Below are 24033 nucleotides of genomic sequence, written 5' to 3'. Positions count from 1 at the left end.
ACAATTGGTTTGGAAATTCTTTTGTCGAACCGTGTATAATGGAAATTGCAAATGTCGAAAGGATGGAGAACATACAATGGCGAAGCCTACTTTTTATATTACGACTCCGATTTACTATCCGAGTGCCAAACTACACATCGGTCATGCTTATACGACGGTGGCCGGCGATGCGATTGCACGCTATAAGCGCTTGAAAGGATTTGACGTTCGTTATTTGACCGGGACAGACGAGCACGGTCAAAAGATTCAAGAAAAAGCGAAAGAAGCTGGTGTGACACCGCAAGCGTTTGTCGATGAAGTCGTCAAAGACATCAAAGTGTTATGGGACCGTCTCGAAATCTCATATGATGACTATATCCGCACAACAGACGCACGCCACAAGGCTGTCGTCGAGCATGTTTTCGAGACGCTTCTTAAAAATGATGATATTTATCTCGGGGAGTATGAAGGCTGGTATTCAATTCCGGATGAGACGTATTACACGGAGTCTCAGCTCATTGACGGGAAGAGCCCGGACAGCGGTCACCCGGTCGAGCTCGTGCGTGAAGAGTGTTACTTCTTCCGTCTCAGCAAGTATGCGGACCGTTTGATTGAGTACTTCGAATCGCACCCCGACTTCATCTTGCCGGAATCGCGCAAAACGGAGATGATCAACAACTTCTTGAAGCCGGGTCTTCAAGATTTGGCTGTCTCCCGGACGACGTTCGACTGGGGGGTACAAGTCCCATCGAACCCGAAACACGTCGTCTACGTGTGGGTCGATGCCCTCACGAACTATATCTCGGCCCTCGGCTACGGGTCGGACAACGATGAGTTGTTCAACCGCTATTGGCCAGCCGACGTTCATTTGGTCGGGAAAGAGATCGTCCGATTCCATACAATCATTTGGCCGGCGTTGCTCATGGCGCTTGACCTCCCGTTGCCGAAACAAGTTTTCGCGCATGGTTGGTTGCTCATGAAAGACGGCAAGATGTCGAAATCAAAAGGTAACGTCGTTGACCCGATTCCACTCATCGACCGTTACGGACTCGATTCGCTCCGCTACTATCTGCTTCGTGAAGTTCCCTTCGGGGCGGACGGTACGTTCACACCGGAAGCGTTCGTCGATCGCTTGAACTTTGACCTCGCGAACGACCTCGGGAACTTGCTCAACCGGACTGTGGCCATGATCAAGAAGTATTTCGATGGGAATATCCCGGCGTACGCGGGCAATGTGACGGAGTTCGATGCCTCGTTGCTTCAAGTCGTCAACGAGACGACAGCGAAGACGGAAGCGGCCATGGAGCACATGGAGTTTTCGGTTGCCCTCACGAGCATTTGGCAGCTCGTCAGCCGTGCCAATAAGTACATCGACGAAACGCAACCGTGGGTCTTGGCGAAGGACGAAGCGAAACGGGATGAACTGGCGTCGGTGATGACTCACCTTGCCGGCGTGCTCCGTCACGTCGCAGTCATGATTCAGCCGTTCATGACGCGGGCGCCAAAAGAGATGTTCCGTCAGCTCGGTCTCGAAGGCAAAGATATGTCCTGGGAAGCGCTCGATACGTTCGCGGCGTTCGATGGAGCCGTCGTCACAGACGGGACTCCGATTTTCCCACGTCGTGACGTCAAAGAAGAAGTCGATGCGATTCAAGAGATGATGCGTCAAGCCTCACAAGCACGTGTTGAAGAAGCCGAAGCGGAAGCGGGCGACGTCGAAGATGAGGACGTACGTCCAGAAATCACGATTGATGTCTTTGACCAAGTCGAATTTCGTGTCGGTCAAATCGTCGAAGCCGATAAAATCAAGAAGGCGAAGAAGTTGTTGAAACTTCAAGTCGACATGGGCGGGGAGAAACGTCAAATTGTCTCGGGCATCGCGGAATGGTATGCGCCGGAAGACTTGGTCGGCAAGAAGGTCATCGTTGTCGCCAACTTGAAGCCGGTCAAACTGCGTGGCGAATTGTCACAAGGGATGATTCTAGCGGCGGATAAAGACGGCAAGCTCGAACTTGCGACCGTATCTGAGAATATGCCGAACGGGGCCATCGTCAAATAATCGTTTGGGGGAGACTTCGGTCTCCCTCTTTGTCTATACAAGGAGGAACCACCATGTTGATTGATACACACACCCATATCAATGCCGAACAGTTCAATGAAGATGTCGAAGCGACGATTGAACGGGCTCGTGCCGCTGGCGTCTCTCCGATGCTCGTCGTCGGGTTCGACAACCCGACGATCACGCGCGCCATCGAGCTCGCGGAAACGTATGAAGACATTTACGCCATCGTCGGTTGGCACCCGGTCGATGCCGTCGATTGCACGGAGGCCGACTTGGCCAGAATCGAGACGTTGCTGGATCATCCGAAAGTGATGGCGCTCGGGGAAATCGGACTCGACTACCATTGGGATAAATCACCGAAAGACGTTCAACAACGTGTGTTCCGGCAGCAAATCGCCATTGCGAAGCGGACGAACATGCCGATTGTGATTCACAATCGGGAGGCGACTGCCGACGTGCTCGACATTTTAGAACAAGAACATGCCGAAGAGGTCGGTGGTGTGTTCCATAGTTACAGCATGTCCGTCGAGTTGCTCGAGCGCTGTCTACGCTTGAACTTCTATATCTCGCTCGGGGGGCCAGTGACGTTCAAAAATGCGAAAATACCGAAAGCGGTGGCGCAACATGTCCCGCTCGATCGACTCCTCGTGGAGACGGACTGCCCGTATTTAACGCCGACGCCGTTCCGTGGTAAACGGAACGAGCCGGCTTACGTCACGTATGTCGCCGAAGAGATCGCATCGCTGCGTGACATGTCTTACGACGCACTTGCTGAGGCGACGACCGCTAACGCGAAGCGTTTGTTCCGTCTTCCATGATGTTCAGACGGATTGTGTTAAGCCTCGGTGTCGTGGCGACAGCGGTGTTCGCCTACATGGCGATGCAGCCGGAACCGATCACCATCGTCGATGATGGCGTGACGACCGTATACGAGAGTCGTGGTGAGTCGGTGTTAGATGTGCTTGAAGAGACGGGGATTGTTATCGACGAGGCAGACGTCGTGACGCCGGCCTTGAGTGCGGACATCCCGATCGACCGAGTCATTCAAATCGAGCGGGCCCGCACCGTCTCGCTGCAAATCGGCTACGGACAAATCGAGACGATTGAGACGCGTGAACGGACCGTCGAAGACGTGTTGCTTCGTTATGGGGTGAGTGTCCGTGACGGGGACGATGTGTACCCGGGCATTCGCACCCCCATCACATCAGGCATGACCATCCGCTATCAGCCTGTCGTCGCTCTCGATGTCATTGTAGGCGACGAGGCGAAGACGGTGTATACGATGGCCCAAACGGTCGAGCAGGCGCTCAAGGAGGCGAATGTGACGGTTTCTGACAAGGATACCGTCGAACCGGCTCTGACGACACCGGTACGAGACGGGATGACGATCACGGTCAACGAGAGTCGTGACGTCGTGCAGTATGAGAGTCGACTCATCCCATTTGAAATCGTCAGAGAAGAGGATGACACGCTTGCGCTCGGAGAAACCGAGGTTGTTCAAGTCGGTGTCCCTGGACTCGAACGGACGCGGTATGCACTGACAGTGGAAAATGGTACAATTACAAATCGGACCGAAACGAGCGTGGAAACGCTACGAACCGTGCGCCCTCAAATCATCAAACTTGGAACGAAAGTCGCAGCTGAACCAGAGGCGAGCCAAGAGACAGCGCAAGAGGAAACGCCAACGCCCGAACCGTCGAGCCCGTTTCGAGAGGAAGCAGAGATTAAAATCGAAGAGACACCTCGAGCCGAGGATGTTTTAGATTTCACCTCTGCGAAACAGCTTCTCGTCGAAGCGACGGCGTATACGAACAATGCAGAAGATACGATCACGTTTGACGGCAGAGTACTGACGCGTAGCGGTTATGATGTGACCGACACGATTCTGTATGAAGGCATGCGAATCATCGCGGTCGATCCAGCCATCATCCCACTCGGCACCCGCGTGTACGTCGAGGGGTTTGGTATGGCGATTGCCTTGGATACAGGCAGTGCCATCAAAGGCAATAAAATCGATGTGATGATGGATTCGAAAGAAGAGGCGGTGACGTTTGGACGTCAGCCACTCACGATTTGGGTCATCCCTAAGCAAGAAGAGAAAGAAGGAACCGATGATGCGTGAAAAAATACAAGAAGTGATCGTCGTCGAAGGTAGAGACGACACGACGCGGCTACAAGAAGTATATGACGTCGATACGATTGAAACGAACGGATCGGCCGTTTCGAAGCAAACCATCGAACGAATCAAACGTGCCCAAGAGACGCGGGGCGTGATTATTTTGACGGACCCGGATTATCCAGGTGACCGGATTCGGGCCATCGTCGAGGAACACGTCAAAGGGTGCAAGCACGCCTACCTCCCTCGTGCCGAAGCGAAAGACAAGCGGGGTAAAATCGGGGTCGAACACGCGTCGCCCGCGACGATTCGCCGTGTGCTTGAAGCGGTGTATGAACAGCGGGTCGAGACCGACATGCCGCTCGTCACCCGACAGATGGTGCTCGAGGCTGATTTGATCGGCGGAGCGGACGCGGCGCGGCGCCGCAAACGACTTGGCGTGCTACTCCGTATCGGGGAGCCGAACGCCAAACAGTTTGTGAAGCGCGTCGAGGCGTTACGGGTCACGATTGAGGAATGGGAACGGGCACTGGCTCAGTTAGAGGAGGAAAATCATTGAAAGACATCGCAACAATTCAACGCACGAAATCAATTCTAGAACGTCACGGCTTCTCGTTTAAAAAGTCGCTCGGACAAAACTTTTTAATCGATTTAAATATTTTGAATAAAATTGTGGACGCCGCCGAGCTAGGGGAGGCGAGCGGTGTACTCGAAATCGGTCCCGGGATCGGGTCATTGACGGAACAGTCGGCCAAGCGGGCTAAAAAAGTCGTCGCCCTTGAAATTGATCAACGTCTACTTCCGATTTTGGAAGATACGATGTCCCCTTATCCACATGTGCACGTCATCCACGGCGACGCGCTCGAACTCGACATTCAAGACATCGTCGAGCGTGAGTTCTTCAGCCAAGGCATCGATGACATCTCGGTCGTGGCGAATTTGCCGTACTACGTAACGACGCCGATTATCATGCGTTTGCTGGAGAGTCAAATCAAGTTCCGCTCACTTGTCATGATGATTCAAAAAGAAGTAGCCGAGCGCATCGGAGCGAAGCCTGGGACGAAAGCATACGGCTCGCTCTCAATCGCGATTCAGTATTACGCCGAGGCGAACGTGAGCTTTATCGTCCCGAAAAGTGTGTTCATGCCGGCTCCGAACGTCGATTCAGCGGTCATCACGTTGAAGATGCGTCCGAAACCGGCGGTCGACGTCAAAGATGAAGCGTTCTTCTTCGAAATCGCCCGAGCCAGTTTCGCGCAACGTCGGAAAACGATTTTAAATAACTTGACGAACCATCTGGGCAAAGATCAGAAAATGGAAATCGAACGTCTGTTAGGAGAAGCCGGAATCGACCCAAAACGGCGCGGCGAAACGCTTTCGCTTGAAGAGTTTGCCCGGTTGGCCGACACAATTTTACCACTTAAAAACAGTTGACGACCGGATAACGAGTCGCTATAATATTAATCTTTATTTTCATTTCTGAATGTGTTATACTTGTAACAGTGAGGTGAAGCGTATGCCAAAGACGTTGCAAGAAATCAGACAGAAACTCGAATCGCATGTTGGAGAACGATTGACGTTGAAAGCAAACGGCGGTCGTAAGAAAGTCGTTACTCGGTTTGGAACGCTCGTTGAGACGTATCCCGCGGTGTTCGTCGTCAAATTGGATGAAGACCACCATAACGTGGAACGTGTCTCATATAGCTACGCTGATGTCCTAACGGATACAGTTAAAATTGAATTCAGCAATTGAACGATAAATGAGGGGCGGATGCATTGGCAGCTGCTTCTTTTTTTGTGCGCTCGTTTACGGTACAATGGCGAACAGGAGATACATGGGAAGGGTGAACGATATGCGCACGATCAGTGTGAAAGCGCCGGCAAAAATCAATTTGACGCTTGATGTCCTCGGAAAGCGGACAGATGGCTATCATGAAGTAGAAATGGTGATGACGACAGTGGATTTAGCGGATCGCCTGGAATTGACTGTCCTTGATACGGACGAAATTCGGATTCAATCCGAACACGCCTATGTGCCGAATGACCACCGGAACTTGGCGTATCGTGCGGCCGAGCTGTTGCGGAAGCGCTTCGGCATCAAAGAAGGCGTCGAAATCGTCCTGGATAAGCAGATCCCGGTGGCAGCAGGGCTAGCTGGTGGGTCAAGTGACGCTGCCGCGACGCTTCGTGGGATGAACGAACTGTTCGATCTCGGTCTGTCGTTAGAAGAGTTGGCCGAGCTCGGGGCCGCCGTCGGCTCGGACGTATCATTTTGTGTCATGGGCGGGACGGCCATCGCGCGCGGGCGCGGTGAACAGTTGGAGACGATTCCGTCACCGCCACCGTGTTACGTCGTCTTGGCGAAACCGAAAATCGGCGTGTCGACGGCTGATGTCTATCGCGCGGTGGAGATGGAGAAGATCGTGCATCCGAATACGGAGGCGATGGTGACAGCGATTCGTGATCGTGATTTTGCGGGCATCTGTGAAAACCTCGGTAATGCCCTTGAGGCGGTCACGCTCGAACTTCATCCGGAAGTTCGACAAATCAAAGAGACGATGCTCCACTGCGGGGCCGATGGGGTGCTCATGAGCGGAAGCGGCCCGACTGTCTTCGCTTTGATTGAGCATGAGCAAAAAGCACATCGCGTCTATAACGGGCTGAAAGGATTTTGTCCTGAAGTGTTCGTCGTTCGGATTCTCGGCAAAAAACATTGAACAAAGACGAATGAGAGTGATATATTCTGTTTAGAACATTCGTCTATTATTGAAGAAGTGAAGGGGAATCCGTATGAAAATTCGTAGAAGTGGTCGTCTCGTCGATATGACCCGTTATTTGCTGGACCATCCGCACCAGCTCGTCTCGTTATCCATGTTTTCGAGCCGTTATAAAGCAGCCAAGTCATCCATCAGTGAAGATTTGGTCATCGTCAGTGAAATGTTGGCCCACGATGGCACGGGGAAACTGGTCACGGTGCCGGGAGCGGCCGGTGGCGTCATGTTCATCCCGGGATGGAGCAAAGACAAGTCGCTCTCGATGATCGATGGATTATGCGACCAGTTGTCGAAGCCAGAACGGCTGCTTCCAGGGGGCTATCTCTATTTGACAGACGTGCTCGGTAACCCGCGTCAAGTGAAGCCGATGGGACAAGTGTTTGCCTCCGTGTTCGCCGATCGGAAAGTCGATGTCGTCATGACGATTGCGACGAAAGGGATTCCGCTCGCCTATGCGGTCGCCGAGCAACTCGGTGTCCCATTCGTCATCGTCCGGTCCGATAGCCGTGTCACCGAAGGCTCGACGGTGAGTATCAACTACGTATCCGGGTCGTCGAAGGCGATTCGCACGATGGCGCTCGCGCGTCGCAGTTTGCCACGCGGTGCGAACGTGCTGTTGATTGACGATTTCATGAAAGCTGGCGGAACGATTCGTGGAATGATGAGTCTCTTGAACGAGTTCGAGGCGAACCTCGCCGGTGTCGGCGTGCTCATGGAAGCAGAAGGCGCCGAGAAGAAAATGGTGAGCGAATACGTCAGTTTGATGAAATTGACGAACGTCGACTCGGATGAAGGGCTCGTCACGATTTCGCGTGGAAACGTCGAACAGTTCTTAAAGTGATTGGCAAAAAATTGATTTCGTTTTATGATGAAAGGGTATAAGATTCGTACGAAGTCAATCGGTTCGCTTGGAATCATCTCAGCCTTTTAGAAAGTACACCACGGTCCAGACAACGATGAAAAGGGGATGCGAAACATGCAGATCACAGACGTAAAAATTCGCAAAGTCGCGACGGAAGGTAGAATGAAGGCACTGGCCTCCATTACACTCGACCACGAATTTGTGGTACACGACCTTCGAATCATTGAAGGGAGTACCGGTCTGTTCGTAGCGATGCCGAGCAAGCGGACGCCAGAAGGGATTTTCCGTGACATTGCTCACCCGATCAACGGAGATATGCGTCAGAAAGTCGAGGCGGCCGTTCTAGAGGCGTACGGTCAAGAGGACGTCGCCATCGCCGAGACGCAAGCCCAATATAATGCCATGAACGAGTAACTGATGACAGCGGATGGGGATCCTTCCGCTGCCTTTTTACGTTTCATTGGTTACGAATAGGTACAACGGTTGAAACCGCGTCATGGTTTCGATATAGTAGATACGGTGTAAATAAGGTTTGAATGCAGAAAAAACCGAACATTTGAGTACATTACAGTCGATATGAGATAGGAGCGAATCAAGAATGGATCGTTTTGCAGTCATTTTGGCAGCAGGTAAAGGGACGCGCATGAAGTCGAAGCTTTATAAAGTACTTCATCCGGTCCTTGGAAAACCGATGGTCGAACACGTCGTCGATCAACTCGACAAAATCGGGGTCAGTCGTCAAATCGTCATCGTCGGCCATGGGGCTGAAGCGGTACAAGAGACGTTGGGCTCACGTGTGGAGTATGCGGTCCAAGAACAACAGCTCGGTACGGGCCATGCGGTACAGATGGCAGAAGCTGAACTCGCAGGCAAACCGGGCGCGACGCTCGTCGTTTGCGGTGATACGCCGCTATTGACAGCGGAAACGCTCGAGGCGTTGTTGGCCCATCACGAGGCGCAACAGGCAAAAGTGACCGTATTGACTGCGATTGCGGATGATGCGATGGGATATGGCCGCGTCATCCGTGGCGAAGACGGTAACGTCACGAAAGTCGTCGAGCATAAAGATGCGTCTGATGCCGAACTCGAGATCCGTGAAATCAACACCGGCACATACGTGTTCGATAACGAGCTCTTGTTCGATGCGTTGAAGCAAGTCGGGAACAACAACGCTCAAGGCGAGTACTACTTGCCGGACGTCATCTCGATTGCGAAAGAAGCAGGCGAAGTCGTGGCAGCACACACGGCGCCGACATTCGATGAAACGATTGGTGTCAACGACCGTGTCGCCCTCTCCCAAGCGGAGGCAGTCATGCGCAAGCGCACGAACGAACGCCTCATGCGTGAAGGCGTCACGTTCATGGATGCAGCTTCGACATATATCTCACCAGATGCGGTCATCGGTTCGGACACAATCATCTATCCAGGGACGGTCATTCTCGGGAAGACGATTATCGGTTCGGAGTGCGTAATCGGTCCAAATTCAGATATCCGTAATAGCGTCATCGAAGACGGCGCGACGGTTCGTCAATCGGTCGTGAGCGACAGCCGTGTCGGAACGGAAGCACAGGTCGGGCCGTTCGCCCACCTTCGTCAACAAGCAGTCCTCGGCGCCAATACGCGCGTCGGTAACTTCGTGGAAATCAAAAAATCAACGTTCGGAGACGGTGCGAAAGCATCACATCTCAGCTATATCGGAGATGCTTCGATCGGAGAACGCGTCAACCTCGGCTGTGGCTCGATCACGGTCAACTATGACGGCAAGAACAAGTTCGAGACAGTCGTCGAAGCCGATGCATTCGTCGGATGCAACGTGAACTTGATCGCTCCGGTGACAGTCGGAAAAGGCGCAATCGTCGCCGCTGGTTCGACGATCACGGATGACGTTCCGGAAGAGGCGCTTGCGATTGCACGCGAACGCCAAACGAATAAAGAAGGTTACACGAAACGATAAGTTGCTGCCTATTATTATGGAAAACGATGGAGGAGAATCCTAAACATGTCTACTGTATATGAACGTGAAATTCGCCTATTTAGCTTAAATTCAAACCGCCCACTCGCCGAAGAGATTGCCAAGGAAATTGGTATCCCGCTCAGCGATTGCCAAGTGAAGCGGTTTAGCGACGGAGAACTTTACATCAACATCGAGGAGAGCGTACGAGGCGATGATGTGTACATCATTCAATCGACGAGCTCACCGGTGAACGAGACGCTCATGGAGTTACTCGTCATGATCGATGCGTTGAAACGGGCATCGGTTCGGACGATTAACGTGGTCATGCCTTACTATGGCTACGCCCGCCAAGACCGCAAGGCGCGCTCGCGTGAGCCGATCACAGCGAAACTTGTCGCTGATCTATTGACGGTTGCAGGTGCCACACGTTTAATCACGATGGACTTGCACGCTGCTCAAATCCAAGGTTTCTTCAATATCCCAGTAGACCAATTGTTAGGTGTTCCACTCATCTCGACGTATTTTGAGACAGAAGAATTCAAAGCGAAAGACATTGTCGTCGTCTCACCGGACCACGGTGGCGTCACACGTGCCCGTAAGCTTGCCGAGCGCTTGAAGGCTCCAATCGCCATCATCGACAAGCGTCGTCCTGAAGCGAACGTGGCCGAAGTCATGAACATCGTTGGCAGCGTCGAAGGCAAGACGGCCATCTTGATCGATGACATCATCGATACAGCTGGAACGATCACGCTTGCGGCTGACGCCATCGTTCAGGCGGGGGCAAAAGAAGTGTACGCCTCGTGTACACACCCGGTATTGTCTGGACCGGCGATGGAACGAATCGACAACTCGTCAATCAAAGAACTTGTCGTCTTGAACACGATCGACTTAGAAGGTCGCGAATGTTCGAGCAAAATCAAGCAAATGTCGGTTGCCCGTTTGCTTGGAGAAGCGATCATGCGCGTCCACGAGCACAAATCGGTGAGCACGCTGTTCGATTAAAAAAACGAGGCCCGAAGGCGTTCGCCTTTGGGCTTTTTTGTTCAGGAGGAATAAGATGAAATGCATCGTCGGCCTCGGGAATCCAGGCAAAAAGTATGAGATGACCCGTCACAACGTCGGATTTTTGGCGATTGATCGCCTAGCCGATAAACATGGGATCAAACTTGATGAAGCCAAGTTTAAAGCATTGATTGGAACGGGAAGAATCAATGGAGAACGTGTCGTCCTCGTCAAACCACTCACGTATATGAATTTATCAGGCGAGTCGGTCCGTCCGATTTTAGATTATTATAAGATTGAGATTGACGACTTGCTCGTCATTTATGATGACTTGGACATGGTCCCAGGAAAACTCCGGTTCCGACCGAAAGGCAGTGCCGGCGGACATAACGGGATCAAGTCATTGATTCAGCATTTGGGCACACAAGACTTTAAACGTCTGAAACTGGGAATCGGCCGTCCGCCGCAACCGATTAAAGTGGTCGACTGGGTGCTGATGAACTATCGCAAGGAAGACATGCCAGAATTGAATGATACGCTCGATCAAGCTGTGTCCGCCGCAACCGATTTTGTGGACACGGAATGGATTGCGCTCATGAATCGATATAACTAAAGGGTCAACGTACCCTTTTTTGTCGTATGAGGTGGAGGAAAACAAATGAATGCTCTAGAGAAATTCATGGTGACGTTACCAGAGACGAACGTGATTCGGGAGCGGTTGCCAAAAGTCGATCGTCAACTCGTCACGGGGTTGACGACGAGTGCCAAGGCGCTTGTATTGGCGGGATTGGCAAAGAATTCGTCAAGGCGCCTCGTCGTCGTCACACATAACATGTATCAAGCCCAGAAAATGTACGATCAACTCGAGTCGCTCATTGGACCGAGCAAAACATTGCTTTATCCGATTGACGAGACGCTCGCGGGTGAACTCTCCCTCACATCGAGTCCGGAATTGCTTGCCGCTCGGATTGAGGCGCGGACACGTCTCCTTGACGAAACGGGAGGCGTCCTTGTCGTGCCGCTCGGTGGTTTGCGCCGTTATATCCCGAACCCGTCAGACTGGCAGACGAGCCACCATCTCATCAAACCTGGACAAGAGCTCGATTTAAAGCCGTTTGCCGAGACGCTTATCACGCTCGGGTATGAACGGACGGCCACCGTGACCGCACCGGGTGAATTTTCTGTGCGGGGTAGTATTTTAGACGTCTATCCGCTCACGGCGGCGCGGCCGTATCGCATCGATTTGTTCGACACCGAAGTCGATTCGGTATTCACATTCGACGCCGAGACGCAGCGCTCATTAGGTGTCGTCGGCGAGGCGATTATTCCACCGGCAACAGAATTCGTCGCCTCACCCGAGCTTTTGAAAAAAGCTGGAGAGGCACTTGGACGTCAATACGAGCGGACGCTCTCGCTAATCGAGACCGAGACGATTCGTCAGGCACTCGAGGATGGAATTGCTCGCGACATCGAGCAGTTCGGTCGAGGCGAGGCTCCTGAAAAACTTGGAAAGTACACACCGCTCCTTTATAGCTCGACACTCCTCGATTACGTCGGGCCGGAAGCGGTCTTAATGTTAGATGAAGTGGCACGGATTGAAGATGCTGCCGACGTGCAAGACCGCGAGGAAGCGGAATGGTTCTCGTCGCTCATCGAACGCGGTGAATCGGTCAGCAATTACACGTTAGCCGTCCCGATGCATAAAGTGTTCCGCACGTTGAAACAAGTCGCGTTCTCCCTGTTGCCGTCACGACGGTCGGGGATTCCGGAGACGAACACGGTGCACCTCAGTTGTCGCCCGCTCCCGGCGTTCCATGGCCAGATGCACTTGTTGAAACAAGAAGTCGAGCGGTGGCAACAAGGTGACCATCGCATCGTCTTTTTAGCAGGCGATCAAACCCGGGCCGATAAAGTCGTGGCGCTGCTTGACGATTATGGCATCTCGTCCACGTTCACCAATGTGGACGGGGAGCTGTTGCCGCGTCACGTCCATGTCATGATCGGACAAATCGAAGGCGGCTTTGAACTCTCGACGAGCCGTCTCGTCGTCGTCTCCGAAGCAGAGCTGTTCAAACGCGTCACAAAGCGGAAACGACAGATGAAGAATTTGACGAACGCCGAACGGATTAAAAGTTATCAAGAATTGAAGCCGAACGACCACGTCGTCCATATCCATCACGGGATCGGAAAGTACCTCGGTATCAAAACGATTGAAGTCGGCGGCATTCACCAAGATTACTTACATCTCGTCTACGCCGGTGATGATGCCTTGTACGTCCCTGTCGATCAAATCGATCTCGTTCAAAAGTATGTCGGGGCCGAAGGCAAAGAGCCAAAGATTTATAAACTCGGTGGGACCGAGTGGAAGAAGGTCAAATCAAAAGTCGCCAAATCGGTTGAAGACATCGCCGACGAACTGATTAAGCTGTATGCGGCGCGTGAAGCGTCCGTCGGGTATGCGTTCCCAGGTGATGACGAAGAGATGAGCCAGTTCGAAAGCTCGTTCCCGTACGCAGAGACAGAAGACCAGGTCCGCTCGATTGCCGAGATTAAAGCGGACATGGAACGGTCACGGCCGATGGACCGTCTCCTTTGCGGCGACGTCGGTTACGGCAAGACGGAAGTGGCGATTCGAGCCGCGTTCAAAGCCGTGCTCGCCGGCAAGCAAGTCGCGTTCCTCGTCCCGACGACCGTGCTCGCCCAACAACATTACGAGACGATGCTCGAACGGTTCAGTGAATTCCCGATCAACGTCTCCGTCATGAGCCGCTTCCGCTCGAAAAGCGAGATGGCCGCGACGAAGAAAGGCTTGAAGGAAGGAACGATTGACGTCGTCGTCGGGACGCATCGCGTCTTGTCGAAAGACGTGACGTTCGCCGACCTCGGTCTCGTCATCATCGATGAAGAGCAGCGGTTCGGGGTCAAGCATAAGGAGCGGCTCAAGCAGTTGAAGACGAATATCGACGTCTTGACGCTGACGGCGACACCGATTCCGCGGACGCTCCATATGTCGATGATTGGGATCCGTGACTTGTCGGTCCTCGAGACACCGCCGGAGAACCGCTATCCGGTGCAGACGTATGTAATGGAATACGATGGCATCGTCTTGCGGGAAGCGCTTGAGCGTGAGCTCGCTCGCGGCGGGCAGGCGTTCTTCCTCTATAACCGCGTCGAAGGCATCGAACGGAAAGCCGAAGAGATTCGCGCTTTGTTGCCGGAAGCACGCATTGCGACGGCACACGGTCGGATGACCGAGACCGAACTCGAGAGCCAGCTCATCAGTTTCCTCGAAGGGGAGGCGGACGTGCTCGTCTCGACGACGATTATCGAGACCGGCATCGATATCCCGAACGTGAATACGCTCATCGTTCATGACGCGGACAAGATGGGGCTGTCCCAGCTGTATCAGCTGCGCGGTCGTGTCGGGCGTTCCAACCGGATCGCCTACGCCTACTTCACGTATCGGAAAGACAAGCGCTTGACCGAGGTCGCGGAGAGCCGGCTACAGGCTATCAAAGAGTTCACGGAGCTCGGGAGCGGATTCAAGATCGCGATGCGCGACTTATCGATTCGCGGCGCCGGGAATTTGCTCGGAGCCCAACAGTCCGGGTTCATCGACTCGGTCGGATTCGATCTCTACTCACAGATGTTGTCCGAAGCCATCGAGGAACGGAAAGACCGGATGCGCGGACAGGCGAAACAAGTCGTCTTCAAACCGGAAATCTCGTTCCAAGCGGACGCGTACATTCCGGACGACTATTTATCAGACAGCGAATTAAAAATCGAGATGTACAAACGCTTCAAATATGTCGATACGCCAGAGGCGCTGTTCGCCCTTCAGGATGAGCTGATTGAACGGTTCGGCGAATTCCCGGAACCGGTCGCGCTCCTTATCCAACTGACGCGTCTGCGCATCTATGGCGAGATGGCGAAAGTGGCGCGCATCAAACAGTCGCCGGGCCGCATCGAGATGGTGTTGTCGCTCGAATCGACGACGGCGCTCGACGTGCCGTCATTCATGGAGTGGACGATGCCGCTCGGTCGGAAACTCGGTGTCGGACAAGACAACGGGGCTCTCAAATTGTCGCTCAGCGGCCGGATGCCGGTCGTCGAACTGTTGAACGATGCCGATACGGTGCTTGAGGAGCTCGTGAAGAGGTTGGCGCATGCGGTCGCCAAGTAAGTTTGCGACCGGCGTCGTCTTATTTGCGCTCGCAGGCTATCTGTCCAAATTCATCAGTTTCGCTTACCGCGTGCCTTACCAAAATATCGCCGGCGACTTCGGGTTGTATGCCTATCAGACGGTATATCCGTTTGCTGCGATCGTCGCCTCGCTCGGCATGTATGCGATGCCGGTCGTGATTGCGAAAATTGGGGTAGGAGCCCAAGGACCGCGGCGAAAGCTCGAAGTGCTATGGGGCAGTTTTTATGCCTTGCTCGGTCTGGCCGTCATCCTTGTCGTCACGATGTGGATGTTGGCACCGGTCATCGCCCGCCTCCTCGGGGACATGGAACTCGCACCGACGCTCCGCGTGATCAGCCTGAGTTATTTACTCATGCCGGCTTTGGCCGTGCTCCGCGGTTCGTTTCAGTCCGTCGATGACTTGCGGCCGAGTGCGATTTCTCAAGTGCTCGAAAACCTCGTTCGCGTCACGGTTTTACTCGTCGCCTTGTTGATTGGCGTGCGTTACGGCCAAGACGCTTATACGCTCAGTCGATACGCATATGGGGCGGCGCTCGTCGGAGGTGTCATCGCCATCATCATCTTGTCGCTGTGGGCGAAGCAGCTACGGCTCGTGCCGGTACAACCCGCGACGTTGCGGTCGGTCTTTCGAATCTTAGTGACGACGGGATTTGCCGTCGGTTTCGCCTCGCTCGGGATTTTATGGATGCAACTCGTAGACTCGTTCACGATTGTCAATCTTATGGGCGGGGATTACGCGGCCAAAGTCGGAAAAGGTGTGTTTGATCGGGGCTATCCGCTCGTTCAATTCGCGATTCTCTTCACGACGGCGCTCGGAATGGCAAACGTCCCGAACTTAGTGCGGCATTACCGAGCCGGTCGTATCGATGCGACCGCTTCCGGTCTCAGTTCGATGATTCGTGTGACGACGACGGTCGCTGCTGCAGCGACGATCGGCTTGATGGGCGTCATGCTCCCGTTGAATATCGCACTGTTCGAAAATGCGGATGGGACGAAGGCGCTCATCCTGCTCTCGACGAGCACGTTCGCCGCGTCGCTCGCCGTGGCGAGCATGACGTGTCTACAGGCGATTGACCGGGAACGCACGGCCGCTGTCGGCATGGTTCTCGCCATCGTTGTGAAGCTCGGCAGCAATTTGTGGCTCGTTCCTTCCTTTGGCATCGCCGGGGCTGCCCTCGGGACATCACTTGCCTTTTTGGCGATGGCCGCCTTCAATTTCAATCGGCTCGATCAAATCATCGCGCTCGGCAGGCTCCGGTTTCGACATTACGGACGTCTCGTCAAAACGGTGGCGCCGATGGGCGTCATCTTGCTCGGTTTGAATGTGGTGGCGCTCGATGGGTTGACGCATCGTCTCGATGCCCTCGTCTGGCTCGGGTTCATGCTCGTGCTCGGGGCCGGCAGTTACGTCTGGCGGTTATGGAAAGAACAAATTTTGACGACGGACGAGTGGGAGATGATCCCGTTCGGAGGTCGTCTCATCAATCTGCTAGAGAAAAAGGAGAACTGATATGAGTTACGGAATTACGGTCGTCGGCCTTGGGTCTGGCGAACTTGAACAATTACCGCTCGGCGTCTATCGTCATTTGAAACAGCAACCGCTCGTTTGGTTGCGTACGAAAGAACATCCTGTCGTCAGCGAGCTTGAGGCGGAAGGCGTGACGTTCGAATCGTTTGATGCGATTTACGAAGCGAGTGACACGTTCGAGGAAGTCTATCGACAAATCGTTGAGACGTTGCTCGAAAAAAGTGAAGAGCTGGCCATCACGTATGCCGTACCGGGTCATCCGTTCGTCGCAGAGCGGACGGTGGAACTGCTCGTCGAACAAGGCGCGGACGTCACGTTCCTCGGCGGTCAGAGCTTTTTGGACGCCATGTTCCAAGCCCTCCGCATCGATCCGATTAACGGCTTTCAATTGCTTGATGCGACGGCACTCGATGTCGAGCGGATTCAAGTGACCCAACACGTCTTGATCGGCCAAGTGTATGACGGGTTCGTGGCCGGGGACGTGAAAGTCCAATTGATGGAACGATATCCGGATGAACATATCGTCAAACTCGTGACGGCCGCCGGGACGAAACGCGAGCGGGTCAGCGAAATCCCGCTCTACGAGATGGACCGCGTGGCAGAAGTCGACAACTTGACGACGCTCTACGTACCGCCGTTGACAGATGAGGCGCAGTTGGCGCGCGAATTTTCGACGTTGAAGCACATCATCGCGACGCTCCGCGGCCCGGGCGGCTGTCCGTGGGACCGGAAGCAGACACATGAATCGCTTCGCAAATACTTACTTGAAGAAGCGTACGAGTTGATTGAAGCAATCGATACGGAAGATGATGACGCAATCGTCGAAGAGCTCGGTGATGTGTTGCTCCAAGTCATGCTCCACGCCCAAATCGGAGCGGACGAAGGCTATTTCGATATTCGGGATGTCATCGGTTCGATTAGCGAGAAGATGGTCCGTCGTCACCCGCACGTGTTCGGCGATGTGACCGTTTCGGACGCCGATGATGTCGTGACGAATTGGAATGCGATTAAACAAGTGGAAAAAGGGGAAAAGAGAAAATCGCAGCTAGATGGTGTTCTCATGACGCAACCTGGGTTGATGCGGGCCGAGCAGTTGCAGAAGAAAGCTGCGCAAGTCGGTTTCGAATGGGACGATGTTCAAGGTGCGTTCGAGAAATTGGAAGAAGAACTCCAAGAGTGGAGAAGTCAGCCTGAAGATGAGCGAGAACTTGGCGATGTCCTCTTCTCGGTCGTCAACGTGGCGCGCTATTTCAAGTTGAACGCCGAGCAGGCGCTCGAACGGACCAACCAAAAATTTAAGAGACGATTCGAATACATTGAAGCGAACGGCTCCCTAGGAGAGATGACGCTTGAAGAGATGGATCGGCTCTGGGATGAAGCGAAGGAGAAGGGATTATGAGACTAGATAAGTTTTTGAAAGTATCCCGCTTGATTAAGCGGCGCACGTTGGCGAAAGAAGTTGCCGACCAAGGCCGGATTCAATTGAATGGGCAAGTGGCGAAAGCGAGCACGGACGTCAAAGTCGGTGACGAGTTGCAAATTCGATTCGGGAACAAGCTCGTCACTGTCGTCATCGACTCGATTGCCGAGCACGCCCGCAAAGAGGACGCGAAAGAAATGTATCGCTTGCTCAAAGAAGAAAAGGTGAACAGTGGTACGGAAGCGTAAAAAAAAGGTATACTGAACGTAACAGGACAGGAGGAAGGTGATTCGATGAATGGACGTAACCCGATGGAACGCAAACAGCGGATTCGGGCTCTTGATGAACGGAGAGAACAGCTGGAAAAAGAACAGAACCGGCGACGTATCCATCTTCGACGCCGCCTGGCTGCGGCCTCACTTCTCTTTTTGTTAATGGTTGTCTTCATCGGTCAGAGTTACTTCTCTAAGGTCGGATATGTGTCCGAGCAGGAACGGAAACAAAATGAAGCGCAAGTCGAACTTCGGGAAACGAAGGACGAACAATCAGAACTGAAAGAGCAGGTCGAACGTTTACAAGACGAAGAATACATCGCCAATCTAGCGCGTAACGAGCTGTTGTTCTCGAAAGATGGCGAGATTATTTTTTACTTCTCACCAGAGGAATAAGTGGGTTCGTTGACCGTTGACGAATCGACTCGTATAATTGTAGGGAATCAATCAAAAAAGGAGTACATTATTTTATGTCAATTGAAGTAGGAAGCAAGGTACAAGGTAAGGTTACAGGGATTACGCATTTCGGAGCGTTCGTAGAACTTCCAAATGGCAAAACGGGTTTGGTACACATCAGTGAAGTGGCAGATTCTTACGTCAAAGACATCAATGAAGTACTAACGGTCGGTCAAGAAGTGACGGTCAAAATCTTGAACGTCGAAAATGATGGCAAAATCGGGTTGTCTATCAAAAAGGCCGTCGATCGCCCTGTCAGTGAACGTCCAGAACGTCCAGCCGGCGAGCGTTTCTCTCGTGGCCCACGCCCAGGCGGCCCGGGTCAAGGCGGCCCACGCCCAGGTGGTCCAGGACAAGGCGGCCCACGTGGCGGCGGTCCCCGCGGTGGCGGTGGTCCCCGTGGTGGCGGCGGACGTCGTGAAGTACGCCGTGAGCCAGAAACGTTCGATACGTTGATGAGCAAGTTCTTAAAAGACAGCGACGAGCGCTTGACGACGTTAAAACGTCAAACTGACTCAAAACGCGGTGGACGTGGAGCCAAGCGCGGGTAACCCTTCGTAAACCATCAGCTTCTACTCGTAACGATAGACGGTCTTCCTCAAGAAGACGACGAACCACAGACTTTTACAGTCTGTGGTTTTTTTTGATTCTATTTTGTTATGAAAAATAAGTAAAAAGGGGTTGCATTTTTCTGGGGAAGCGAGCACAATAGGGAACATGAAAAATAGTTATGTTTTATAAGTGAAAGGTGAGAATGAAGATGAATGGATGGAAACTGTGGTTGGCGGAATGGCGAAGCATCGGGAAGAACCCTCGGGTGTGGATTCCGATTCTCGCGGTCGCGCTCGTACCGCTCATGTATGCCGGGATGTTCTTATGGGCGTTTTGGGATCCGTATGGACAGATGAAAGACTTGCCGGTGGCAATCGTGAACGAGGACCGGGGCGCGACGTTCGATGGCGAGCAGCTTGACGTCGGGGACGAACTCGTCGAGAAATTAAAGACGTCTGAGGCGTTCGAATTTATCGAGACGACGAAACGAGAGGCCGAGTCAGGGTTGAACGACCACGACTACTATATGGCGATTGAGATTCCGGCAAACTTCTCGGAAAAAGCGACGACGGCGCTCAATGAAGACCCTGAGAAACTCGAACTCAAATATATCGCCAATGAATCATATAACTTTTTAGCAGCTCAAATCGGTGGCTCCGCGATGGAGCAAGTGAAAGGTGAGCTGTCGACCGAAGTCGCGAAACAGTACGTCAGTGCGATGCGTGACGGGATTCAAGATGCCGCCGCTGGACTGGATGAAGCGGCGACCGGGGCGACGAAACTAGCAGATGGCTCGCAGAAGGCCGAGCAGGGGGCGACCCAACTGGCCGATGGGACCGCCTTGCTCGCTACAAAACAACAGGAATTGGCCGACGGGGCGAGCCGGTTGAATGAGGGCGTGGCTGAGCTTGAAACAGGCACGACAGCGTTGGCGCAGGGAAGCCAGCAAGTCTATGCAGGCAGCGCTGCCTTATCGGATGGCGCTCGTCAAGTGAATGACGGGGCGTCCGCCCTTCAAGACGGAACGAGCCAACTCGTCGAAGGGACGGGTACGTTCGCCTCGAAACTGGAGGAACTGCACAACGGGACGGCGACCCTCAATCAAGGAGTTCAACAACTCGCGGCCGGGATTCAGCGTTCAAAGGATGGCAGTGAACAATTGAGTGCCGGTTCGAATGAATTGGCGGCCGCGATGACGGCGGCGAAAGAAGGCAACACCGCCTTGCTGGCAGGCGAGACGGAACTCGTGGCCGGAATCGGTCAGATGAAGACGGAGATGTTGGCCAGTCAAGATCAGTTGATGGCTCAACTGTCATCACTCGCCGAGGCAGGGCAACCCGCTTCTCCAGAGATGCTGCAGGCGATTGTGGCCCAGTTGGCGGAAGGCCGCACAGCGACGGCCGCCGGATTCGATGCACTGTCCGCGGGAGCGGCGCGTGTGAAAGAGGGGCAGGCCGCGCTCGGTGACGGATTGACCCAAGCTGAGGCCGGTGCAGGTGAACTCGCATCGGGACTCGTGACGTTGCGTGACGGACAGACCGAGCTCGCGAATGGAGCGCAGGCGTTGGTGGATGGATCGGCTCAAGTGGAGCAAGGGGCGCAAACGGCAGCCGTGAGTTCGAAAGAGCTCGCTTCGGCCAGCGATCGTTTAAACACTGGCGTCGGAGCATTGAAAGATGGGACCGCCGAACTTGCGTCCGGCAGCACGCGGTTGACCGAGGCGACAGGTGCCTTGTCAGAGGGAAGTTCAAAACTCGCGGACGGGGCGAAGAGCGCCGGCGTGGGCACGACTACACTTGCGAACGGGGCTGTCCGTTTGGCAGAGGGCGGTAAAGACCTTCAGTCAGGTAGCGACCAGCTCGCAGATGGTGTATCCGAACTTGCATCCGGAAACAGCAAGTTACGGGACGCGCTCGCCGATGGGGCAGAAGCGGCTGCTATCGACATCCGAGACGATAACGTCGACATGATGGCCGGACCGGTCACGGTCGTCAACGACTCGATTCACCAGGTCCCGAACTACGGGACGGGCTTTGCACCGTACTTCATGTCACTCGGACTATTCGTCGGGGCGCTCTTGCTCTCAATCGTCTATCCGCTGTACGACCCAGCTGGAAAACCGAAGCGCAGCCTGTCATGGCTCGTCTCGAAATCGGGTGTATTGCTTGTCGTCGGATTGATTCAAGCACTCGTCTTGGACGTGGCGATGGTCATGTTGCTCGGACTTGAAGTCGAGGCGCCACTCCAGTTCTTCGGATTCAGTTGGCTCGTCAGCATCACGTTCCTCTTGATCGTGCAGCTGCTCGTCACGACGCTCGGAAATCCGGGCCGGTTCGTCGCCATCGTCTTGTTGATCCTTCAATTGACGACGTCGGCTGGAACGTTCCCGCTCGAACTGATTCCGAGTGCCCTCCAACCGTTCAACGCCTGGTTACCGATGACGTACACCGTCTCGGGCTATAAAGAGATTTTGTCAGCGGACGGTTGGCAGTACTTGCAACAAGCGATCATCTATTTGGCGTTCGTCTCAACCGCTTGCTTCTTCCTGCTCTGGGGATATTTCCGCATCGCCTGGAAGAAAAAATATCGGCTGACGACGTCAGAAGCGTGATGCACAAACAATTGAAAATCGTGTATAGTGGATAAGACGACACTATACACGATTTTTTTGTGAAAAAACTTTTAAAAAAGAATTGACACTGACGTGGCTACTGGTTATTATAGAAAATGTGCTTAGGACACAACAATAACATGGCGGTGTAGCTCAGCTGGCTAGAGCGTACGGTTCATACCCGTGAGGTCGTGGGTTCGACTCCCTCCGCCGCTACCATTTTATTTAGGCCCGTTGGTCAAGCGGTTAAGACACCGCCCTTTCACGGCGGTAACACGGGTTCGAATCCCGTACGGGTCACTTACCTAAGCGAAAAGAAGCCATCTCACTCGAGATGGCTTCTTTTGTTATATCAAGGAGGCGGACGGATGACGAAAGTATTGATTGCCGTATCGGGCGGTGTAGACTCGGTTGTGTTACTCGATCGTCTCGCCCGAAGCGGAACCGACATCGGGGTGGCGCATGTCCATCATGGCTTGCGTCCGGAATCGGATGAAGAGTATACATTCGTCGAGCATCTGGCCGACCAATACGGTGTCCCGTTTCATGGTGAGCGACTGTCGTTTCCAAACGGCGGGTCGCAAGCCGTCTATCGGGAAGCGCGTTATGCGTTTTTTAAGGCCGTGATGCGCGAGTTCGGCTATACCCAACTGATGACGGCCCATCACGCAGACGACCAACTCGAGACCGTCCTCATCCAACTGCAGCGTAACGTCGTCGAAGTGACGGGGATTCCCGAGCGGCGTCCGTTCGCTGGAGGGGAACTCGTCCGCCCGCTCTTGTCGGAACCGAAGCGGGAACTCATCGCCTATGCCAAACGATACGGACTCGAATGGCGAGAAGATGCGAGCAACGCCACGACGGATTATTTGCGCAATCAACTGCGGCATCACGTTGTGCCTCAGCTCCTCGCGTCACAACCGAATCTCGTTCAAGTCGTGACCGAGACGGCGCGGTATCAACGCGAACTGTGGCGAACCCGCTACCACCAGATGGAGGGTTGGATTGAGGATAACGTGCAGCTTGAGATGAAAGCGTTTCACGTGAAATCTGATGAGTTGATGCGCTTGCGTCCGATCGAACGATATACCGTCGGACGCCTGCTCTCGAGTCGCTATGAGGTAGAGGTGGGGACTGCGCTCGATCGTCTGTTAACGAGCACACAGGGGTCTGGTCACTTCGATTTAGAGGGGCCGTGGCAACTGCGGAAACAAGACGGGCTCTTATCGTTACAAGTGACCGCCCCGTCAGTACTAGCCCCAGCTCCACAAGAGGTGACGACATTCCCGGCGCGTATCACGTTCGGAGCGATGTCAGTCACGCTGGACGTGGTCGAGGGTACGACCGGTATCCCGCTCGAGGCGATCGAGTTGCCGCTCGTGATTCGCACGGTCGAGCCGGGCGACGTGATGAAACTGTCTGTCGGAACGAAAAAAGTCGCCCGCATCTTCGTTGACGCGAAGATTCCGCGAGAAAAACGGCCTTTGGTCCCATTGATAGTTGACGCGACGGGACGGATTATCGCTATAGTAGGGGTAAGAGTTTCCGATTTTCCGGATAAGTCGGGTGCGATGTGCCCACGATTAATGGTAAAATGATGATTGTGTCGGATAAGAAAGAGGAGGATTTTAAGATGTCATTAATGAACGATATGGAGAAAGTACTGATTTCAAGCGAAGAGATTCAAGGTAAAGTGAAAGAACTCGCTACAACACTTAGCGAAGAATATAAAGAAGAGTTCCCACTCCTCGTCTGCGTGTTAAAAGGTGCGATGCCATTCATGTCGGACCTCGTCAAAGAAATGGATATCCATTTAGAAATGGATTTCATGGACGTGTCGACGTATCATGGCGGAACGTCATCGACAGGTGAAGTCAAAATTGAGAAAGATTTAAATACATCTGTAGAAGGACGCGACATCTTGATTGTAGAAGATATCATTGATAGTGGACTTACGCTCGGCTATCTCGTCGACCTGCTCAAGTACCGCAAAGCCAAATCGGTAAAAATCGTGACGCTTCTCGATAAACCGACGGGCCGCAAGAACGGATTGTCGGCAGATTATAGCGGATTTGTTATTCCGCACGAGTTTGTTGTCGGCTATGGTCTCGATTATGAAGAGAAATATCGTAACCTTCCGTACGTCGGTGTGCTCAAGCCGAGCATTTACGGGGGCTAACGTTTTTCTTTTGAAAATGCGTCGTGTTAAGATAAAAGAAATACCCAAAGTATACACATATA

General features: G+C 53.5%; 21 protein-coding genes and 2 tRNA genes. All 23 read left to right on the top strand.

The features are described from left to right. Window positions 1-76: 76 nt before the first annotated feature. The 23 genes from metG (at window position 77) to hpt (ending at window position 23971) form a co-directional block, all read left to right on the top strand. A complete protein-coding gene (gene metG / locus KNP83_RS14700) occupies window positions 77-2038 on the top strand; it encodes a methionine--tRNA ligase (protein WP_214763087.1) in 1962 nt (653 codons plus the stop codon). Between the two features lie 53 nt (window positions 2039-2091). Then, entirely contained in the window at window positions 2092-2859 is a 768-nt protein-coding gene (locus tag KNP83_RS14695; protein WP_214763086.1) for a TatD family hydrolase, read from the top strand. A 14-nt stretch (window positions 2860-2873) separates the two neighbouring features. Beyond that, window positions 2874-4163 (top strand): ubiquitin-like domain-containing protein, encoded by a 1290-nt coding sequence (locus KNP83_RS14690; protein ID WP_353048574.1) that lies wholly within the window; start codon window positions 2874-2876, stop codon window positions 4161-4163. Beyond that, complete coding sequence (rnmV, locus tag KNP83_RS14685; protein ID WP_214763084.1) at window positions 4156-4716, top strand: ribonuclease M5; 561 nt, start codon at window positions 4156-4158, stop codon at window positions 4714-4716. Before KNP83_RS14690 ends, rnmV begins: the two co-directional genes overlap by 8 nt. Continuing rightward, entirely contained in the window at window positions 4713-5591 is an 879-nt protein-coding gene (gene rsmA, locus KNP83_RS14680; protein ID WP_214763083.1) for a 16S rRNA (adenine(1518)-N(6)/adenine(1519)-N(6))-dimethyltransferase RsmA, read from the top strand. The genes rnmV and rsmA overlap by 4 nt, the downstream gene beginning before the upstream one ends. Before the next feature lie 82 nt (window positions 5592-5673). Next, window positions 5674-5910, top strand: coding sequence for a Veg family protein (locus tag KNP83_RS14675; protein WP_021065751.1), 237 nt, complete (start codon window positions 5674-5676; stop codon window positions 5908-5910). 100 nt (window positions 5911-6010) lie between these two features. Continuing rightward, on the top strand, window positions 6011-6874 hold the full coding sequence (gene ispE, locus KNP83_RS14670) for a 4-(cytidine 5'-diphospho)-2-C-methyl-D-erythritol kinase (RefSeq protein ID WP_214763082.1): 864 nt from the start codon (window positions 6011-6013) through the stop codon (window positions 6872-6874). Window positions 6875-6947: 73 nt separating this feature from the next. Beyond that, complete coding sequence (gene purR, locus KNP83_RS14665) at window positions 6948-7772, top strand: pur operon repressor (RefSeq protein WP_034803704.1); 825 nt, start codon at window positions 6948-6950, stop codon at window positions 7770-7772. A gap of 135 nt (window positions 7773-7907) precedes the next feature. Then, window positions 7908-8207: a septation regulator SpoVG gene (gene spoVG, locus KNP83_RS14660; protein ID WP_021065748.1), complete on the top strand. Its 300-nt coding sequence runs from the start codon at window positions 7908-7910 to the stop codon at window positions 8205-8207. A 184-nt stretch (window positions 8208-8391) separates the two neighbouring features. Continuing rightward, window positions 8392-9747, top strand: coding sequence for a bifunctional UDP-N-acetylglucosamine diphosphorylase/glucosamine-1-phosphate N-acetyltransferase GlmU (glmU, locus tag KNP83_RS14655; RefSeq protein WP_214763081.1), 1356 nt, complete (start codon window positions 8392-8394; stop codon window positions 9745-9747). 45 nt (window positions 9748-9792) lie between these two features. Beyond that, window positions 9793-10749, top strand: a complete 957-nt coding sequence (locus tag KNP83_RS14650) for a ribose-phosphate diphosphokinase (RefSeq protein WP_029594403.1) — start codon at window positions 9793-9795, stop codon at window positions 10747-10749. 55 nt (window positions 10750-10804) lie between these two features. Further along, window positions 10805-11362: an aminoacyl-tRNA hydrolase gene (gene pth / locus KNP83_RS14645; protein WP_128124099.1), complete on the top strand. Its 558-nt coding sequence runs from the start codon at window positions 10805-10807 to the stop codon at window positions 11360-11362. 45 nt (window positions 11363-11407) lie between these two features. After that, window positions 11408-14932 carry a transcription-repair coupling factor gene (gene mfd, locus KNP83_RS14640; RefSeq protein ID WP_214763080.1) on the top strand — a complete coding sequence of 1175 codons (3525 nt, stop codon included), beginning with the start codon at window positions 11408-11410 and terminating at the stop codon, window positions 14930-14932. Then, the gene (locus KNP83_RS14635; RefSeq protein ID WP_214763079.1) at window positions 14916-16463 is read left to right on the top strand and encodes a polysaccharide biosynthesis protein; all 1548 of its coding nucleotides are present in this window, start codon (window positions 14916-14918) and stop codon (window positions 16461-16463) included. The genes mfd and KNP83_RS14635 overlap by 17 nt, the downstream gene beginning before the upstream one ends. A 1-nt stretch (window position 16464) precedes the next feature. Beyond that, window positions 16465-17880 (top strand): bifunctional methyltransferase/pyrophosphohydrolase YabN, encoded by a 1416-nt coding sequence (gene yabN / locus KNP83_RS14630; protein WP_214763078.1) that lies wholly within the window; start codon window positions 16465-16467, stop codon window positions 17878-17880. Further along, window positions 17877-18149: an RNA-binding S4 domain-containing protein gene (locus tag KNP83_RS14625; protein ID WP_021065741.1), complete on the top strand. Its 273-nt coding sequence runs from the start codon at window positions 17877-17879 to the stop codon at window positions 18147-18149. The genes yabN and KNP83_RS14625 overlap by 4 nt, the downstream gene beginning before the upstream one ends. Before the next feature lie 45 nt (window positions 18150-18194). Beyond that, window positions 18195-18569: an FtsB family cell division protein gene (locus tag KNP83_RS14620; RefSeq protein ID WP_021065740.1), complete on the top strand. Its 375-nt coding sequence runs from the start codon at window positions 18195-18197 to the stop codon at window positions 18567-18569. Window positions 18570-18643: 74 nt separating this feature from the next. Beyond that, a complete protein-coding gene (locus KNP83_RS14615; protein ID WP_214763077.1) occupies window positions 18644-19180 on the top strand; it encodes a S1 domain-containing RNA-binding protein in 537 nt (178 codons plus the stop codon). 209 nt (window positions 19181-19389) lie between these two features. Then, window positions 19390-21792, top strand: a complete 2403-nt coding sequence (locus KNP83_RS14610; protein WP_214763076.1) for a YhgE/Pip domain-containing protein — start codon at window positions 19390-19392, stop codon at window positions 21790-21792. A 142-nt stretch (window positions 21793-21934) separates the two neighbouring features. Further along, window positions 21935-22011: transfer RNA gene (locus KNP83_RS14605), tRNA-Met, on the top strand. Window positions 22012-22020: 9 nt separating this feature from the next. Beyond that, window positions 22021-22092, top strand: a tRNA-Glu gene (locus KNP83_RS14600). Window positions 22093-22160: 68 nt separating this feature from the next. Beyond that, the gene (tilS, locus tag KNP83_RS14595; RefSeq protein WP_214763075.1) at window positions 22161-23390 is read left to right on the top strand and encodes a tRNA lysidine(34) synthetase TilS; all 1230 of its coding nucleotides are present in this window, start codon (window positions 22161-22163) and stop codon (window positions 23388-23390) included. A gap of 35 nt (window positions 23391-23425) precedes the next feature. Next, entirely contained in the window at window positions 23426-23971 is a 546-nt protein-coding gene (gene hpt / locus KNP83_RS14590) for a hypoxanthine phosphoribosyltransferase (RefSeq protein ID WP_021068188.1), read from the top strand. Window positions 23972-24033 lie beyond the last annotated feature (62 nt).

The organism is Exiguobacterium sp. s146 (assembly GCF_018618415.1).
Lineage (GTDB): Bacteria > Bacillota > Bacilli > Exiguobacteriales > Exiguobacteriaceae > Exiguobacterium.
The sequence above is the reverse complement of the archived record's forward strand: the minus strand, read 5'-3'. Positions and strand labels throughout refer to the sequence as shown.